This window comes from Microcoleus sp. S28C3, assembly GCF_036700785.1.
GTDB classification, from domain to species: Bacteria; Cyanobacteriota; Cyanobacteriia; order Cyanobacteriales; family Microcoleaceae; genus Microcoleus; species Microcoleus asticus.
Window position 1 is genome coordinate 42,586 of sequence record NZ_JAUBPO010000040.1, and the last position, 17,768, is coordinate 60,353.

Genomic DNA, 17,768 nt, shown 5'->3' on the forward strand with positions numbered 1-17,768 from the left:
ATCTGTAGTCAAACTCGCGGCATTGACTGTTTGATTAAATGCAGTTGTGCCTGTAGAGTTAGCTGTTAAATTGCCGATCGGACTTGCAGCACCAACTGCACCGTTGAATGTCACATTACCGCTAATCGCCTTCGCCGTCAAATCGCTGGTGCCGTCTACAGTATTTTCTAAAGTAATGCTGTCACCTGAAAGAATCGGATTGTTGGCAATTGTCACTGCATCTCCATAAGTTTGAGCGCCAGTTGTAGTGACATTTCCCTTGACTTGAGTTGTGCCGCCAACATCTGTAGTCAAACTCGCGGCATTGACTGTTTGATTAAATGCAGTTGTGCCTGTAGAGTTAGTTGTTAAATTGCCGAGCGCACTTGCAGCACCAACTGCACCGTTAAATGTCACATTACCGCTAATCGCCTTCGCCGTCAAATCGCTGGTGCCGTCTACAGTATTGTTGAAAGTAATGTCGCTGCCGGAGAGAATCGGATTGTTGGCAATTGTCACTGCATCTCCGTAGGTTTGAGCGCCGGTGGTTGTCACATTGCCATTTAGTTCAGTTTTGCCACCAATATCTGTAGTCAAACTCGCGGCATTGACTGTTTGATTAAATGCAGTTGTGCCTGTAGAGTTAGCTGTTAAATTGCCGATCGCACTTGCACCACCAACTGCACCATTAAATGTCACATTACCGCTAACCGCCTTCGCCCTCAAATCGCTGCTGCCGTCTACAGTATTATTAAAAGTAATATCGCTGCCGGAGAGAATCGGATTGTTGGCAATTGTCACTGCATCTCCGTAGGTTTGAGCGCCAGTTGTAGTGACATTGCTATTAAGTTGAGTTGTGCCGCCAACATCTGTAGTCAAACTCGCAGCATTGACTGTTTGATTAAATGCAGTTGTGCCTGTAGATTTAGCTGTTAAATTGCCGAGCGCACTTGCAGCACCAACTGCACCGTTGAATGTCACATTACCGCTAACCGCCTTCACAGTCAAATCGCTGGTGCCGTCTACAGTATTATTAAAAGTAATGTCGCTGCCGGAGAGAATCGGATTGTTGGCAATTGTCACTGCATCTCCGTAGGTTTGAGCGCCAGTGGTTGTCACATTGCCATTTAGTTCAGTTTTGCCGCCAACATCTGTAGTCAAACTCGCAGCATTGACTGTTTGATTAAATGCAGTTGTGCCTGTAGAGTTAGCTGTTAAATTGCCGAGCGCACTTGCAGCACCAACTGCACCGTTGAATGTCACATTACCGCTAACCGCCTTCACAGTCAAATCGCTGGTGCCGTCTACAGTATTATTAAAAGTAATGTCGCTGCCGGAGAGAATCGGATTGTTGGCAATTGTCACTGCATCTCCGTAGGTTTGAGCGCCAGTGGTTGTCACATTGCCATTTAGTTCAGTTTTGCCGCCAACATTAGTGGTGAAACTGGTAGCCGTGGCAGCATTAAATGTAGTTGTACCAGCACTATTGACGGTGAGATTTCCTAATACTGTCGCGTCGCCGATCGAACCTTTAACTTCAATTTTTCCAGTACCTGTTTCTAAGGTGAGATTGCCGCTCCCGTTAATGCTATTATTAAACAAAATATTGCCACCTGCAAAATTGCCCGTTCCCAATAAGACGTTATTTCCAACTAGGGTATTGCCGTTAATTGTGATATCTTGAGATTGGGTGGTAATATTGCCACTTAAGTTATTAGTTGTAGCATTCAGAGTAATTGAAGCATTATCAGTTCCCGAAATCGATCCATTGGGATTGACAAAAATAGTGCCTTGAGTATTGAAAGTCACAGGATCTGCAAAAGATACTGGCAAATTCTCTACAGTGATATTGCCTGTAGTAGTGTTCCCTCCGAAAACAATGGCGCTAAAGCCATTACGCAATGAGGATAAAAACGGTGATCCTATATCGATCGCCTGCGGATCGAAAGCAAGTCCAGCCTGGAAGCGAATTCCGACATTCGGCGAAAACGGCTGAATTGAAAAACTCCCTTTACCCTGCGCGGAACCTGCTCCCGAAAAGCCAATCTCATTGCCGCTAATGCTAATATTTCCAGTACCGGGCAATCCATTACCATCAATGCTATTTATCCCAACTTCATTGGGAGTTGCGATCGCGATATCTCCACCGGCACCGGAACTAGAACTAGAATTAACTACTCCTGAGTATGCAAAAATGTTGCCTGTTTTGCCGGTGAGTGTGATGTTTCCGCCATTGCCAGCAGTGGAACTGGAGTTAAGATTACTAGCATTAATATTGTTGGCACTTAGTATAATTTGCCCACCATTTCCGGTACTGGATGTGGTATCAATTGCCCCGGCAGTCGTATCAATATCGCCATTAGTGCTGGTAAGGGCGATCGCCCGTCCGGGATTTCTCATACTACCAACGGTAATATTGCCTGTAGCTTTAATCGAAAAATCGATCGGATTCTTAACATCGAAAGAATTGATTGTTGTCAGGGAACGCAAACCTGTAGTCTCCCCAATTGGCGCGTTGACATTAATAACGCCTGTTCCCGCAGTCAAAACTAGGTTGCCATCGCCGTCAACCGTTCCCCCAAAATTAATGTCGCCTGCATTCGTTAACCCAGTATCGAGAGTGACATTAGAACCCGTAGCGAGAGTGACTTGCTTACCAAAGGTAATATTCTGTTCGTTGGTGATAATTTTTGAATTATTTAAGAAGTTAGTGGTTGGAGCATTAAAGGTAATGGAAGCGTTGTTTTTACCTGTAATGTCTCCATTGACTGCAATTGTGCCACTGGTTGGAGCTTGAATTGTGACGGGGTAATTAAAAGTAACACCAGCGGGGTCAATTGCGATCGCACCTGTGCCATCCGTCCGTCCAATAACCATTTCCGAAAAACCGTTTAGCTTGTTAAGTTCCGCCCGATCCAAATTCAAACGTGGGTCACTATTAGTACCGTCTATCGTAATGCCTAAACTCGGTGTCAGCGGCTGCAAAGTAATACTACCTGTGCCCTTAACCTCAGTAGGAAAACCTAACAGTTGAATTTCATCGCCCATCAAAATGACATTCTTGCCACTGCCCGCAGTCAGATTAATTGAGCTATTGTTAATCACAATTGCATCAGCATTGTTCGCCCCCGTACCAGTCAAAGCAACATTTCCCGCCGTCGCTTCTAGTTCAGCACCACCATCCAAATAAACGCCATAGTTGTTGATTCCTGTCCCACCACCAGTACCAGTCAGACTGACATTTCCAGAGGACGCTTTCACTGTGCTCCCCCCAGCCTGAAGTTGTATCCCTTGATTGTTATCAGTCCCATTGCCGCCAACACCCGTCAGAGTAAGATTCCCGGTGCCTAGGGATTCCACCCGCCCTTGGATCAGAATGCCCGTGTTGTTGTTCCCATTCCCGTTGCTTGTTCCATTCAGGGCGATATCTCCATTCTGCGATTGAACTTTGCCAGGAAAAGAAATAAATATCCCTTGATTGTCATCATTCCCATTGCCGCTAACACCGTTGAGAGTCACCTTCCCGGTGCCTGTGGATTCCACCACCCCTAATATCGCAATGCCCCCGTTGTTGTCCCCGCCCCCGTTGCCTTTTCCAGTCAGGGTGATATCCCCATTCTGCGATCGCACTATGCCATCACTACCAGCATCAGCAATATTTATCCCTCCATTGCTACCCGTGCCATTTACCGCCCCCGTCCCCGTGATGGTAACAGCCCCATTCGCCGTTGACTCCACTGTAGAGTCGGTTAGATAAACGCCTTGATTGTTGGTTCCTGTGCCCCCACCTGTACCAGTCAGGCTGATATTTCCCCCAGCCGATCGTACTGTACTCGTTTTGGTAATAGAAATCCCGTGGTTGTTGCTTCCAGTTCCATTACCGCCAGTACCATTGAGAGTAATACTTCCAGTCCCAACCGTCGTGATTTCGCTGTTAAAAAGAGAAATGCCGAGATTGAAACTGACTCCAGCGACTCCTTGACCTCTAATAGAAATATTTCCAGTCCCGGCATTGAGCGTGGAACCGGTGAGAGAAACTCCGCTGGGATTTGCCGCTGTCCCTACTGCTGGGGAATTTGACGGGTTGGTGCCGCCTCCTAAAATGATGTTGCCGCCGTTGGAGTTGATGATAGCATTGGTAATGGCGATCGCCCCTGCACCACTGGCATCTACATCTGCATTCAGGGTGATACTGCCTCCTTGAGTTGTGATATTGGCATTGGCTTCGACATTAATATTGTTATTAGCTTCAGCAGTCAGTCCAACTCCCGGAGTGGTTATATTGACAGGAGCGCTAAAGGTAATGTCATTAGTAGCTTGCAGAATCACATTAGTCGCGGCACTGTTAATCAAGGCAGCATCAATGGTATTTCCCCCTATGTCAGGGTCGGCAAATTGATCGGCCTGATTTAGTGCGGTAAAAGTTCCCGCGCCATTTTGAATAGTAATGTTTGTTGGGTCCAGCAATAATAATCCTGGATTGCCGTTAGCAGCCAGAGTATTAACATTGCCTCTGAAGTCTAAAAATTGAGAACCAGACACTTCCACAAAGCCGCCATTCCCAGAAAACAAGCCACCTCTGGCCGTAATATTGCCATTAAAGCGAGTAGTTTCATCAGCCCAAACTATAACTCGCCCGCCATTCCCATTACTAACAGCATCAGCATTAATCGTCGAGTTACTGCTAACAAAAGTCCGCGAAGCATTGGGCACCGTCCCCAAACCCTGATAATCTCCCCCAATCAGTACATTACCGCCACCGTTAATCCCAGAAGCATTGATATTGCCTGCAATAACTCCTACTTTGTCGCCTAATATGTTAACGTTGCCGCCAGTGTTGCCAGAGACGTTGAGAGTGCCGGATGCGATCGCAGTTCCCGCAGTTACCGGCACAGCAACATCCCCCGTCAACACAACTTCGCCATTGGGATTTACCGTCAAACCCGTTGCCTGGGCCGCACCTTTTCCAGTCAGCAACTCCGGCAAAGATAACACTGGCTGCGTCCAATTGTTCGGCAGCGAACTTTGAGTTGCTGTCGGCTGAATATCCAAGCTCAATAAATTTCCAACTTGACTGATGCGTACCAAATTGTTACCGGGTACGGCGCTGATGAGAATACTGCCGCTAGGCGCAGTTAACTGACCGGTATTGACAACCGTACCTCCGATCAAAGTTAAACTTTGACCTGGTGCCACCGTCAAATTGCCTGAATTAACAATGCTTCCTCCTTGCAAAGTTGTAAACGCAAAACTGTTCGGCGTCCCGATGAAACTTGCCCAATTGTTATTGCCGATCGCGCTAAACCACTGATTGTTCCCAAAACCAATCCCTGTAGCCGTAGTAGCATTAAAAGATCCAGGCACGTTCAGACTGGCATTCGGCCCGAAAATCATGCCGGCAGGATTCATCAAAAATAAATTGGAATTGCCGCCCGTAACTTGAATTAAGCCATTTATTAAAGAAGGATTACCCCCAGTAATCCGCCCCAAAATATTTTGGATACTAGGATTTGTCAGAAAGTTAGCCGTTTGACCTTCGCTGAGGCCAAACTGAGTAAAACTGTGAAAAAGATTAGCCCGATCTCCGCTGAAGGACCCCCCGGAAATGTCGTAGCGGTTGCCGCTGGGAGTAACAACTGTGTTAGTGCCGTCTGGTGCGGGGGTAATGGGTTGCGCGTTTGCCGAACCCTCCGCTGCACTCAGCCAGCCAACAATGAATAACCATCCGAGCAAATGTAGTCTGTTGGCTGTCATTGTGTTTAAAGATTTTGCTTAAAGTGCTATCGTATTTATCTATCCTATTTTTACTCATAAAAAATCCTCATGTCAATAGGATAGACCTATTTTTTATTACTGAATAATTTGGAGGTAAATCTGAAGTAAATGTATGAGTTTATAAGTAGGTAAAGGCAAAAAACGATAGTATATTTTAGGGGGGAAAGCGTGAGGATCGCGAGATACCAGCGGGTAAAGAAATGTTCTCACTCGCCCTCCCCATGTAATGTTTATTTGTAACCACCTACTTAGGGGTTTTCAGTTACGTGAAGTACAGATATCGCGTTGCGGCGACACGGTAATGCTGTGTACGTAATGTATTCAGGCGCGGGGCGAGCAATGAAACTTGGTTTCTTGTTTCCACTTTCACTGCTTCCATGAAGCAATTACCTTAAGAAACCGGGTTTATGCGTGCGGTAATTTTGGCGAAATCTGAGGCGGAACGCGAGGGTTAGGGGTTTAAAAAACTGGGAATATTAGTCAAAATTACGTAAGTATCGATCGCCTGTTCTCCCGCTTGCTTCCAGTGGCAAAAAACTCGCTCAAATCTCTACTTGCGCCCGCTGCACTCTTATGCTCCTCAAAGCGAGCAGCTTGCAGCCCGCTTTGAGGAGCATAAGACCGAACAGCCGAATTCCTCTCAGAAACTTTATAAGTTTTAGACGATCTTTACCAAAACTTTACAAAGCAGGAGTAAAATTTTTATGTATTTTTGATGAAAGCCAATATTGGCACGTCTTGCACTCAACTTTAGACGGTTACCGGAACGAAGTAAATGTAGTAGGTTGGAAGTCGAAGGCAGGATGAAAATCTTGCTGTTACAGATTAAACTATGGCAATCTGGTGTCAGTGAAAACTCTTAGAAGAAGCACTCATTTATTCCTAAACACATTTAAGTGATACTGGTCGGTAGATTCACTGGTGTGGAGTCTCTTCTGTAGGTTTGACGATCGTCCTAAATATCGCAGGCTCGCGATCGTCTATTCGCATCACGGCAACATGGGATTTCCCGTTTTACTATCTAACAATACTGGAGGAATCAGGGTTATGACTACTTTAACGCTAGTCAAAAAAACATCTTTTACAGTCGCCAGCTTGGCAACCACAATCTTGCTCAGCATCTGCACGCCCGTCCGAGCTTTCATGTTTGGCACGAGTGGCATCCAGTTCGATCGAGATACCAATATAAACTTTACCTTCGACCAATCTCACGGCGGTTACCAGTCGAGCTTGTGGGTAGCCCAAGCTGACTCAGGAAACACTGGCTACAGCAACATCGCCAGACTGTTTTACGAGACTCAACCCTCAGATAACGGCGGCGCCAATGACTGGCAGGGAACCTTCGGCAACGCAGTCACCTCCGACAACGGCTCCAGCACTCAAACCTTCACATTTTTGCAGGATCAAATTTATGCCCTGCTGCTGTGGAGCGACAGCGGCACGGGCCAACCTTTCGAGCAGTACGTCTCGTCGAGCACCTTCATGAACAGCCCCAACTGGTGGGCCGCCACCAGCCAGTTCCAGAGAAATGACTGTCTGGTGGCGGGCTGTCAGCAAGCCGTATTTGGCGACTTTAATCTCGACTACAACTCCACCGACTCATTTACCAACATCAACGGCGGTAATGGCCCTGCGCAATATTCATCGCTCACAATGGCGCAACTGGCTCAGGGCATAAAAATCTCCTTCGACGATGCCGGAGGAAACGACGCTGATTTCCAAGACTTCACCGTGTTGACTGAGTTAGCCTCCGAAACAATGACCCAACAGGCTCAGCGCAGAAAAATCTCCTTCGACGATGCCAAAAAAGGAAACGACGCTGATTTCCAAGACTTCAGCGTGTCGGCGGAGTTAGCCCCCGAACCAGTCACAGTGTTCGGGAGTGTGCTGGGGATCGGGGCTTTGGCGGCAGCTCGCAGGAAAAACAAGCGAGGGCAGCAACCAGAAAAATGACTCTTAATCAGCCCCATTCAAATCTAAATAGTGCGTCTGTTCAGTGGTACTCTGAGGAATAGCATTTCTAAATGTTAAGAGTTTTTCCAATATCGGAAAAATAGCATCCTAACAAAGGCACTATTCATGGTATCCACCGCAACAAAAACGAACGTAGGCTACATAACCCAAATCATTGGGCCGGTTGTAGACGTAAAATTCCCAGGCGGCAAACTGCCCCAAATCTATAACGCTCTCACGATTTCCGGCAAAAACGAAGCAGGTCAAGACGTTTCCGTTACCTGCGAAGTTCAGCAACTGCTCGGAGACACCCAAGTGCGTGCAGTTTCCATGAGTACCACCGACGGCTTGGTGCGCGGGATGGAAGTAGTAGATACCGGGGAATCGATCCAAGTTCCTGTCGGAATCCCAACTCTCGGCCGGATTTTTAACGTCATCGGCGAACCCGTAGACAACCTCGGCCCGGTCAATACTTCCGAAAGTATGCCCATCCACCGCAACCCTCCGGCTTTCACCGAACTGGAAACCAAGCCTTCGGTGTTTGAAACCGGGATCAAGGTGATCGACCTGCTGGCCCCCTACCGTCGCGGTGGCAAAATCGGTTTGTTCGGCGGCGCAGGCGTCGGCAAAACCGTGATTATGATGGAACTCGTGAACAACATCGCCAAGGCTCACGGCGGCGTGTCCGTGTTCGGTGGTGTAGGCGAGCGCACCCGCGAAGGTAATGACCTCTACAAAGAAATGATCGAGTCGGGGGTTATTAACGAAGAAGACCGCAGCAAGTCAAAAATTGCCTTGGTTTACGGTCAAATGAACGAGCCGCCTGGTGCTCGGATGCGCGTGGGCCTGTCGGCTCTGGCGATGGCCGAATACTTCCGCGATGTCAGCAAGCAAGACGTGCTGCTGTTCATTGACAATATCTTCCGGTTCGTGCAAGCGGGTTCTGAGGTATCGGCTCTGTTGGGTCGGATGCCTTCGGCTGTGGGATATCAGCCGACTCTCGGTACGGATATGGGCGACTTGCAAGAACGGATTACTTCGACTACCGAAGGTTCGATTACTTCGGTTCAAGCTGTGTACGTACCTGCGGATGACTTGACTGACCCCGCACCGGCTACGACTTTTGCTCACTTGGACGCTACAACTGTGTTGTCTCGCGGTTTGGCTTCCAAGGGTATTTATCCGGCTGTTGACCCGCTGGATTCTACGTCTACGATGTTGCAAGTTAGCGTTGTCGGCGAAGAGCACTATGGTGTTGCTCGTCAGGTGCAGTCAACTCTGCAACGCTACAAGGAATTGCAAGACATTATTGCAATTTTGGGTTTGGACGAGCTGTCGGAAGATGACCGCTTGACCGTTTCTCGCGCTCGCAAAATTGAACGGTTCTTGTCTCAACCGTTCTTTGTGGCCGAAGTGTTCACCGGTTCCCCCGGCAAATACGTCAAGCTGGCAGATACCATTAAGGGCTTCCAGATGATTTTGGCTGGCGAACTTGACGAATTACCGGAACAAGCTTTCTATTTGGTGGGCGATATCAACGAGGCGATCGCCAAAGCTGAAAAAATGAAGGCTGAAGCCAAGTAATTTTAGTCATTAGTCATTAGTCATTGGTCATTAGTTGTTAACAGTTTAAAAGTTAACAGTTAACAACTAAGTGACTGATGATGGCCGACGGCTGACTAATGACTAATTACTAATGACTGCTGACTGCTGACTAATGACTAATGACTAAGGACAATTTATGACATTAACTGTGCGCGTAGTTGCCCCAGACAAAACTGTTTGGGATTCTAATGCTGAAGAAGTAATTCTGCCGAGCACCACAGGCCAATTGGGTATTTTAAGCGGTCACGCTCCAATGTTGACAGCTTTGGATACCGGAGTGATGCGCGTCCGTCCCGGCAAGGAATGGGTGTCTATTGCTCTGATGGGCGGCTTTGCAGAAATCCAAGAAAACAAAGTTACTATTCTTGTCAACGGCGCTGAAAAAGGCGAAACCATTGATAAAGAAGCTGCTCGTACTGCTTACACTGAAGCAGAAGCTCGTTTGGAAAAGGCTACTAGCGGCACTTTGCAAGAGCAAATTCAAGCCAAGCAAGCAATCAAACGCGCGAGAGCTCGTTTCCAAGCTGCCGGCGGCACGCTCTAGCTCTAAGGGTAGGAACACGGGTGGCTTTTGTAGGGACACAACAATGTTGTGTCCCTGCTGTTTTCCTCGCCTTGTATCCCTACTGTTTTGCTAAACTCCCGCCTCAGACAAGAGAGATTGCATTGTTTCCCAAGATAACCCCTGCTGAAGATAGCGGGGGTTATTTGGATTGTAGGGGCTCTGGAGCCGATCGACACTGACAATTTTTGCTTCCTCCGGTAAAACAGGAACCTCAGGATCGAAAGCGGTCGATCGCGTCAAAGAGCTAGAAAAGCCTTTAAAAATAGCAATTTCATCGAATTCGCCCTCAATTTCGGCCTTGACGATTAAAACTTCGTGCGATCGTTTTACCGTGTATTGTTCCAAGCGGCGAGCAATAGAGTCAGCCATAGCAAATCTCACTTTCCTGAAAACTGCTATAATATAGCTTAATTTTGCGGCTAATTTTAGGGACAGCCAACTAAATTTTTATTTTTAATTAGACCTTTTTTAATAGCAGGAAGTAAGCGGACATAATATAAATACTGTAAAAAAAGTCTGAAAGATTTTAATCCTGCAAAACCTACTTATACGATATTTTATGAATCCCATGAAAACTAGGTTTTAATTATCGTTTTCCATTAAAAATATTATTAAACGCCGTTTTGCTTGGGGATATACGCTGCTATTTATGCTAGTTTTTTGCTTGAGTTTAGCTCTGGTAACTTGCAAGTCTGATCTCATAAATAACTCTACAGCAAAAACCAAAAATGAATTCTAAAATTTAACAAGAGTTGTAAGAATCGGCCATCAGCCTTTCGGAGCGCTGTTTTATCTCAAAGCTAAAGGCTTTTTGGAAACCCGTTTAGCAGAAATTGGGTGGTCTGTAGAATGGACGGAATTTGCCGCAGGGCTGCCAATTTTAGAAGCAATAGGAAAAGGAAAAATCGATCTGAGTTATGCAGAAGTTGCGCCGCCAATTTTTGCCCAATCAGACGGCGTACCTTTTGTTTATATGGCTAATGATTCAGCTTTACCTGGAAGCATTGGCATCATAGTTCCTCAAGATTCTCCAATTCGGACTCTAACGGATCTCAAAGGCAAGAAAATAGCAGGAACTAAGAAAACCGCAGGTCACTATTTGTTACAGCGGGAACCGCTGTATAATGGTACAATAAATAATAACAAAATATCATCTTGTATTCAAAACTAATGAAAACATATTCCCTCGATCTCCGAAAAAAAATAGTCATAGCACATTTGGCCCAAAAGATGTCAAGCGAGGAAAGTAGCCATCACGTTTGGTGTCAGCAAAAGTCTCGTCCCAAAACTGGTAAAAAACAACAAATCGAGAGAAATTTACAACCTAAACAGAGGGGTAAACCACAATGAGCGTCACCTGGCCAATGCGGAAGCACTCATTAGAATACTGGTGGCTGAGCATCAAGATGCTACTTTGGTAGAGCTATGTGAATTATTTGCTATTAAGACGGGAAATTGGGTGAGTCGGACGGCAATGTGTCGGCCCAAACAGAAATTAGGACTCAATCGAAAAAAAAAAACATGGCGCCGTAGCCAAGCCGGGACTGAAAGAGTCCAAAAATTAAGAGTGGAGTATTGGGAAAAGATCAAAGATATCGAGCCGAAAAATGAGCGTATTTTTGGATAAAACTGGTATTTTACGCTCGACTGAGCAGAATTCATGCCCGTTCACAGCGCGGGACAAGAGCATACCAAAAAAAAGCATTTAATCGGGGTGGTAAAGTCACAGCTATTGGCGCGATTAGTATGAATAAAGTGTTGGCATTGATGACAATGAATGATTCAATGGATGGACAGGCATTTGCTATATTTATTCAGCATTTTTTATGTCCTAAATTATGGAAAGCAGCGGTAGTAGTGATGGAGAATTTACAGCCCATAAATTAGCATCAATCAAGCCAATGATTGAATCTGTAGGAGCCAGTATTATTTGTTTATCCCCATACTCTCCTGATTTTAACCCAATAGAACGCAAGGTCATCGCAACTAAAATCTTTTTTACGTATGTTCGGTCCAACTACCACGTCCACGATCGATCAAATAATTGCAGTTGCCCTGAACTTAATCAATCCTCAACATTTAAGAAATTGGTTTACTAATTGTTGCTACTGTACTTCATAACAGCAGGAACTGCTGTATTTTCTGACATTCGCTCCTTTACGACTATCTCCGAAGTGATGACTCCCCAAGAAAACTTTAATTTTATCAACAGCTACCTCAGCCGAGTGAGTCCGGTAATTCGCGCTCACCAAGGTTTCATCGATAAATATATTGGCGATGCGATTATGGCACTATTTCCTGAGTCTGCCGATGATGCTGTTCGCGCGGCGGTGGAAATGCAAAAACAAGTTATTATTTACAACCAGGACAGACAACTAAGCAATTACCCACCGATTACGATCGGCATCGGTTTGCACGCGGGAAGTTTAATGTTGGGTACGATTGGCGAGCAAGAACGGATGGAAAGTACGGTGATTGCTGATGCGGTGAATCTCGCGTCTCGTTTGGAAGGATTGACTAAGGTTTACGGGGCGGGCATTCTAGTTAGTGACTCCATTTTATAGCGTTTGGGCGATCGAGAAAAATATATGTACCCATTTGTCGATCGAGTCACAGTAAAAGGCAAAAAATCTGCCGTGTCGGTGTTTGAAATTTATGATGCAGACACAGAACAAAACATTGAATTAAAACAGAAAACGGCTACTGAATTTCAAATGGGTCGAAAATTTTATTTCGAGCAAAAAATTAGTAAAGCGCAAAAAATATTCAAGAATATTTGCGAAACACATCCTCAAGATAAGTTAGCAGCAATTTACTGTCAGCGCTCTCTGAAAAATCGAATGTATGGAGTGGCAGAAGGATGGTAGGGAATAGAAGCTTTGGATGAAAAGTAGGGATACGGCAAGGCCGTGTCCGGCGCGGGGAGTAGGACAGGGCATTCCCGTGTCCCTACGGTTCGCTTTGACTTTTAATAATTGGTATAAGATGGAGGATTATCGAAACGATATCAGATTTTCCTTGCGTAAGTTTTGTTTAATTACAAAATGGTTTAGAATACTTACCAGCGGTAAACCGTCGCTCCGAGTATTAATATCGTTTCCGGTTGCATCGGAATAATAAAATCTGGTCAACAGTTAACACTCAACCATTCAGTTTTTCGACCCCTCCTTCTACAGTCAACAGTCAACAGTCAACAGCAAACAATCATTCCGGTTGCACCGGAACTGATATAACTGTATCTTTATAACTCAAAATTAATGTTATGTCCACTCTTTCTCTCAAGCACTTAGTGGCAAAAATTTCAAGAAAAGCAACGCTGCAAACCGTACTCATAGTTCCCTTTGTCTTGCAAGTATTTGCAGCGGTCGGTATTGTGGGATACTTATCATTTAGGAACTCTCAAAGAGCGGTAAATGACCTTGCGGATCAGTTGATGGGGGAGGTGAGCAATCGGATCGAGCAAAATTTGACAACTTATCTGCAAACTCCGCACCAAATCAATCAAAGCAAGCTGGATGCAGTTAAACTGGGTTTTGTGAACATGAAAGACTTGTCAGCTTGGGAAAAGTATCTGTGGCGGCAAGTGCAACTATATCCTTATATCAATTTTACATCGATCGCTAATCAAGATGGAGAATATCGCACTGGCGAAAAGATGTCTAATGGCACTTTATTAATTAACGCATCGGGCCCGTCTACAAAATTTGATTTTTATTCTTACAATACTAATGATACGGGCGATCGCACTACAGTAGCCGCCTCCGTTAAAAACTTCGACATCCGGCAGCACCCTTCCTACGCCTATGCGGCTCTAGCAATCAAACCAACTTGGAGTTCAGTTTATATATCCTTCCTAGAACCCACATTGATTCTCAGCGCGCTGCAACCAGTTTACAACAGCCAGAAACAGCTAGAAGGAGTATTAATTGCTGCTTTGCGTCTCGACAGTATCGGTCAATTTTTAACCAGCCTCAAAATAGGCAAATCAGGTCAAACTTTTATTATCGAAAGAAACGGCACGCTGCTGGCAACTTCCACACCCGAAAAACCTTTCCGCACCCAAAACGGTAAAAAAGAACTGTTTAAAGTGACAGAAAGCAGCGATACAGTAACGCAAACTACAGCTAAATATTTAGAAAGTCACTTTAAAAACTTGCAGCAAATTACCAAATCGCAGCAACTCAGTTTTGAGATAAACGGGAAGCAGCAATTTTTAAAAGTCCTGCCCTTCCAAGACGACAAGGGTTTAGATTTGCTGATTGTCGTTGTCGTTCCCGAAGCCGACTTTATGGAACAAATTCATGCGGGCAACCGAACTACAGTGTTGCTATGTCTGGCAGCTTTGGGCATGGCAAGTGTGTTAGGAATTCTCACTTCTCGCTGGATTATCAAACCTCTTTTAAAATTAAAAAATGCAGCAATAGCTTTATCTGAAGGACAATTTGACCAAACTGTCAAGCTCGATCGATCCGACGAGTTGGGTGTACTTGCCGCTGCTTTTAACAGCATGGCAGCACAACTGCAAGCATCTTTTACTGCCTTAGAAACTAAAAATACCGAATTGCAGCGACTCGACCAACTAAAAGACGAATTCTTAGCCAATACTTCCCACGAACTCCGGACTCCCCTCAACGGCATTATTGGGATTGCAGAATCTTTAATAGACGGTGCTACCGGACAACTACCAGAATCAACAATTTTTAACTTAGTTTTGATTTCATCGTCTGGAAAAAGATTGTCTTCTTTAATTAACGATATTCTGGACTTTTCTCAGCTCAAACACAAAACTATAGAACTCCAAATTAAGTCCGTTGGTATCCGAGAAATAGTCTCTGTAATCCTCACCTTATCTCAGCCATTAGTAGGCAAAAAAAACTTGCAGTTGATTAACTCAGTCGCTCCTGAATTGCCGCCAATAGCAGCCGACGAGAATCGCTTGGAGCAAATACTTTACAACTTAATCGGCAATGCGATTAAATTTACCGAAAGCGGTACCGTTGAAATTTCAGCAGCATTGGTAACGGGCAACGAACAATCACCGCCTAATTCCCAATTATCAATTACTGTATCCGATACCGGCGTTGGCATCCCCGAAGATAAATTAGAGCGAATTTTTGAATCCTTTGAACAAGCTGACGGTTCCACTGCTAGAGAATTCGGCGGTACGGGTTTAGGTTTAGCGGTTGCTAAGCAATTAGTGGAATTGCACGGAGGTAAAATTTGGGTATCTTCAACTGTAGGCGTAGGTTCCCAATTCACCTTTACTTTGCCCGTATCTGAAACTCAGCCGGAATTTAGCAGCAGACAGCCGCATTTAACCGAGGGATATCGGCATTTAATCACTCCTGAATTAGCCCGCGAATCATCTATAATAAATTCTCTGGTATCAGACAATAGCGACTTGCTAGAAAGTGAAAGATTAAAAATTTTGGTAGTTGATGATGAGCCGATTAATATTCATGTCATCATCAACAGTCTTTCTGTAGAAAACTACGATATCACTCAAGCGAGCAACGGCTTAGAAGCTTTAAATCTGATTCAATCAGGATTTAAGCCCGACTTAATTTTACTGGATGTAATGATGCCGCAGATGACTGGTTATGAAGTGTGTCGAGAAGTCCGCAAAAAATACTCGCCTTTAGAAATGCCGATTCTGATGCTGACGGCTAAAAATCTAACTACCGACTTGGTAGAAGCTTTTAACTTAGAAGCAAATGATTACGTAACTAAACCTTTTATCAAAAAGGAATTGTTGGCGAGAATTAACACGCAAATTCGTCTGGCAAAACTGAATGCAGCCTACGGCAGGTTTGTGCCGCACGATTTTCTAAGCTTGCTGGAAAAGCCGAGTATTATTGAAGTAAAATTAGGCGATAATCAGGAAAGAGATATGACAGTGCTGTTTGCGGATATTCGCTCGTTTACGGCGCTTTCCGAAAATATGACACCACCTGAAAATTTTGCATTTATTAACACTTACTTGGGAAGGGTTAGCCCTGCAATTAGGAAAAATAACGGGTTTATTGACAAATACATTGGGGATGCAGTCATGGCACTGTTTCCTACATCTCCATCTGATGGCGTGCGAGCAGCAATTGATATGCAAAAAGAAGTGAATATTTACAACCAGCAGCGAGAAAAAGATGGTTGGTGTCCGATCGCGATCGGCGTCGGTTTGCACGCGGGCAATTTGATGTTGGGTACAATTGGCGAGAGAGAACGAATGGAAAGTACCGTGATTGCTGATGCGGTGAATCTCGCCTCTCGTTTGGAAGGATTGACTAAGGTTTACGGATCGGGAATTCTAGTTAGCGGTGCAATTATCGATCGCCTTGACGATCCAGAAAAATATAAGTACAGATTTGTCGATCGAGTAACGGTGAAAGGAAAGACAAATGCTGTGTCGGTGTTTGAAATTTACGATACAGAAACAGAGCAGAGCATTGTACTCAAGCAGCAAACTGCGGAGATTTTTCAAGAAGCTCTCAATTTTTACTACGAGCAAAAATTTGTTGCCGCCCAAAAAGTATTTCAGAATATTTTACAAATCAATCCAGACGATCGGGTAGCAATGCTGTATTTCAAACGCTCTCGCAAGTATCGGATGTACGGAGCGCCGGATGGGTGGTCTGGGGTGGAAACTTCGACAGAGAAATAGGGCGCGCACTGCACGCCCTACTCTCTTTAAAAGATGGTTGCACAAACTTTAAAATATAGTTGTACAAACGCCGAATTTATTCCAAGTTTTGGAACCGACAATGCCATCAGCAAGAATCTGTTGTTGCTTTTGAAAATTGATGACTGCTTGTTGGGTTTTCGCGCCGAATCCTCCATCAGTATTTACAGGAAATCCGCTGGCGTTCAAGAGCCGCTGGAGGTAGCGAACGTCCTCATTTTGAGTTACCGCATCGTTGCGTTTGAGTAGGGGAAAATAACGGCAGGAAGGTAATTCAATGCGAATTGCGTTTGTGGTTTGCATGGTTTGAGTCTCCATTGGTTGTTTGCAAGTTATTTGAAAGCAGAGAAGTGCGGAAATGATGTTAATAGTTCTGGATACACTCTTGACTGGCAGAAACGGAGTTTCGGCTTCGCTGAACCACCAGGTTTTTTAGCGTTTCTGGGAGCGTAAAGGAAGTTTGCTGTGAAAAAACCCAGTTTCTTGCTACCCGTGCGCCTAGGATTAGTTAACTTGGATTTAACATCCGGGTTCACCTGCATCACAAGCGCCTAATAGATTCCAAGTTTGAGGGCCGACAATGCCATCAACAGCAATCTTATTTTGCTTTTGAAATTTGATGACTGCTTGTTCGGTTTTGGCGCCGAAGAATCCATCAATTGCTACTGGATATCCGTTTTTAACTAAGGATTGTTGGAGATAGCGCACGTTTTTATTGGCAGCGGTGCTATTATTTCGTTGGAGTGTTGGCAGTGAAGAGCAAATAGGTAATTGAGCGTAAATTGAATTTGTGGTTTGCATGGTTTGATTGGGGATTAGTGGTTTGCAAGTTGTTTAAACTTGCTATTCCCCAGTTGTAGCTGTGGGGGAAAGTGCTTTAACAGTCGCTTTTTATAGTGACGCCTGTCTGGGGTAGCTCAGATGAGTGACAGCCCGCTATCAAATCCGTTTTGTAGAAAGTAATTGTCAAAGGCAAACAGCAGCCAATTTCCATTTTTTATCAATTTTTAGCATTTTTGCTGGAAGCCCCACACCATACCTTTACGGCTGTTAGTGCCGCCGGGATGGATAGGCGGATTGACGTAGGTTGGAGAGTCAATCAATCTTGTCACGGTGTACTCGATCCACTCTTGTAAAAGCGGCTCTTCTGGAGTCAAGGTGATAAGCAAAACTAATTAGAAAAGCAAGCTAATAGCCTCGCCCGAAAGTTATCAA

Annotated in this window: 14 protein-coding genes; 9 read left to right on the top strand and 5 right to left on the bottom strand. The window is 45.0% G+C overall.

Features of this window, described 5'->3' with window-relative positions; all coding sequences use genetic code 11:
- Positions 1–5,733: two-partner secretion domain-containing protein (locus QUA13_RS14160; protein ID WP_333199392.1), on the bottom strand; the 5,733-nt coding region annotated here is incomplete at its 3' end.
- A gap of 1,068 nt (positions 5,734–6,801) precedes the next feature.
- Here QUA13_RS14160 and QUA13_RS14165 point away from each other — a divergent pair.
- From QUA13_RS14165 to atpC, 3 genes are all read left to right on the top strand, one after another.
- The gene (locus QUA13_RS14165) at positions 6,802–7,707 is read left to right on the top strand and encodes a PEP-CTERM sorting domain-containing protein (protein ID WP_333199394.1); all 906 of its coding nucleotides are present in this window, start codon (positions 6,802–6,804) and stop codon (positions 7,705–7,707) included.
- A 126-nt stretch (positions 7,708–7,833) separates the two neighbouring features.
- Positions 7,834–9,291, top strand: a complete 1,458-nt coding sequence (gene atpD / locus QUA13_RS14170; RefSeq protein ID WP_333199396.1) for a F0F1 ATP synthase subunit beta — start codon at positions 7,834–7,836, stop codon at positions 9,289–9,291.
- A gap of 157 nt (positions 9,292–9,448) precedes the next feature.
- Entirely contained in the window at positions 9,449–9,856 is a 408-nt protein-coding gene (atpC, locus tag QUA13_RS14175) for an ATP synthase F1 subunit epsilon (protein WP_006635885.1), read from the top strand.
- 90 nt (positions 9,857–9,946) lie between these two features.
- Here the strand turns inward: atpC and QUA13_RS14180 are convergent, their stop codons facing one another.
- Positions 9,947–10,246 (bottom strand): DUF7734 family protein, encoded by a 300-nt coding sequence (locus QUA13_RS14180; RefSeq protein WP_333199398.1) that lies wholly within the window; start codon positions 10,244–10,246, stop codon positions 9,947–9,949.
- A 442-nt stretch (positions 10,247–10,688) separates the two neighbouring features.
- On the opposite strand from QUA13_RS14180, the gene QUA13_RS14185 reads away from it, so the two are divergent.
- From QUA13_RS14185 to QUA13_RS14205, 6 genes are all read left to right on the top strand, one after another.
- The gene (locus tag QUA13_RS14185; RefSeq protein ID WP_333199400.1) at positions 10,689–11,048 is read left to right on the top strand and encodes a PhnD/SsuA/transferrin family substrate-binding protein; all 360 of its coding nucleotides are present in this window, start codon (positions 10,689–10,691) and stop codon (positions 11,046–11,048) included.
- A gap of 219 nt (positions 11,049–11,267) precedes the next feature.
- Complete coding sequence (locus tag QUA13_RS14190; RefSeq protein WP_333199402.1) at positions 11,268–11,504, top strand: hypothetical protein; 237 nt, start codon at positions 11,268–11,270, stop codon at positions 11,502–11,504.
- 29 nt (positions 11,505–11,533) lie between these two features.
- Positions 11,534–11,764, top strand: a complete 231-nt coding sequence (locus QUA13_RS32775) for a transposase (RefSeq protein WP_445242714.1) — start codon at positions 11,534–11,536, stop codon at positions 11,762–11,764.
- Positions 11,765–11,976: 212 nt separating this feature from the next.
- A complete protein-coding gene (locus tag QUA13_RS14195; RefSeq protein ID WP_333199404.1) occupies positions 11,977–12,441 on the top strand; it encodes an adenylate/guanylate cyclase domain-containing protein in 465 nt (154 codons plus the stop codon).
- A 24-nt stretch (positions 12,442–12,465) separates the two neighbouring features.
- Positions 12,466–12,744 carry a hypothetical protein gene (locus QUA13_RS14200; RefSeq protein ID WP_333199405.1) on the top strand — a complete coding sequence of 93 codons (279 nt, stop codon included), beginning with the start codon at positions 12,466–12,468 and terminating at the stop codon, positions 12,742–12,744.
- 395 nt (positions 12,745–13,139) lie between these two features.
- Positions 13,140–16,535 (top strand): ATP-binding protein, encoded by a 3,396-nt coding sequence (locus QUA13_RS14205; protein ID WP_333199408.1) that lies wholly within the window; start codon positions 13,140–13,142, stop codon positions 16,533–16,535.
- A 48-nt stretch (positions 16,536–16,583) separates the two neighbouring features.
- Here the strand turns inward: QUA13_RS14205 and QUA13_RS14210 are convergent, their stop codons facing one another.
- The 3 genes from QUA13_RS14210 to QUA13_RS14220 all read right to left on the bottom strand — a co-directional run bounded on the left by QUA13_RS14210 (position 16,584) and on the right by QUA13_RS14220 (position 17,722).
- Entirely contained in the window at positions 16,584–16,856 is a 273-nt protein-coding gene (locus tag QUA13_RS14210) for a peptidoglycan-binding domain-containing protein (RefSeq protein WP_333199410.1), read from the bottom strand.
- A gap of 216 nt (positions 16,857–17,072) precedes the next feature.
- The gene (locus tag QUA13_RS14215; protein ID WP_333190995.1) at positions 17,073–17,354 is read right to left on the bottom strand and encodes a peptidoglycan-binding domain-containing protein; all 282 of its coding nucleotides are present in this window, start codon (positions 17,352–17,354) and stop codon (positions 17,073–17,075) included.
- Between the two features lie 206 nt (positions 17,355–17,560).
- Positions 17,561–17,722 (bottom strand): hypothetical protein, encoded by a 162-nt coding sequence (locus QUA13_RS14220; protein WP_333199412.1) that lies wholly within the window; start codon positions 17,720–17,722, stop codon positions 17,561–17,563.
- Between the last annotated feature and the right edge of the window lie 46 nt (positions 17,723–17,768).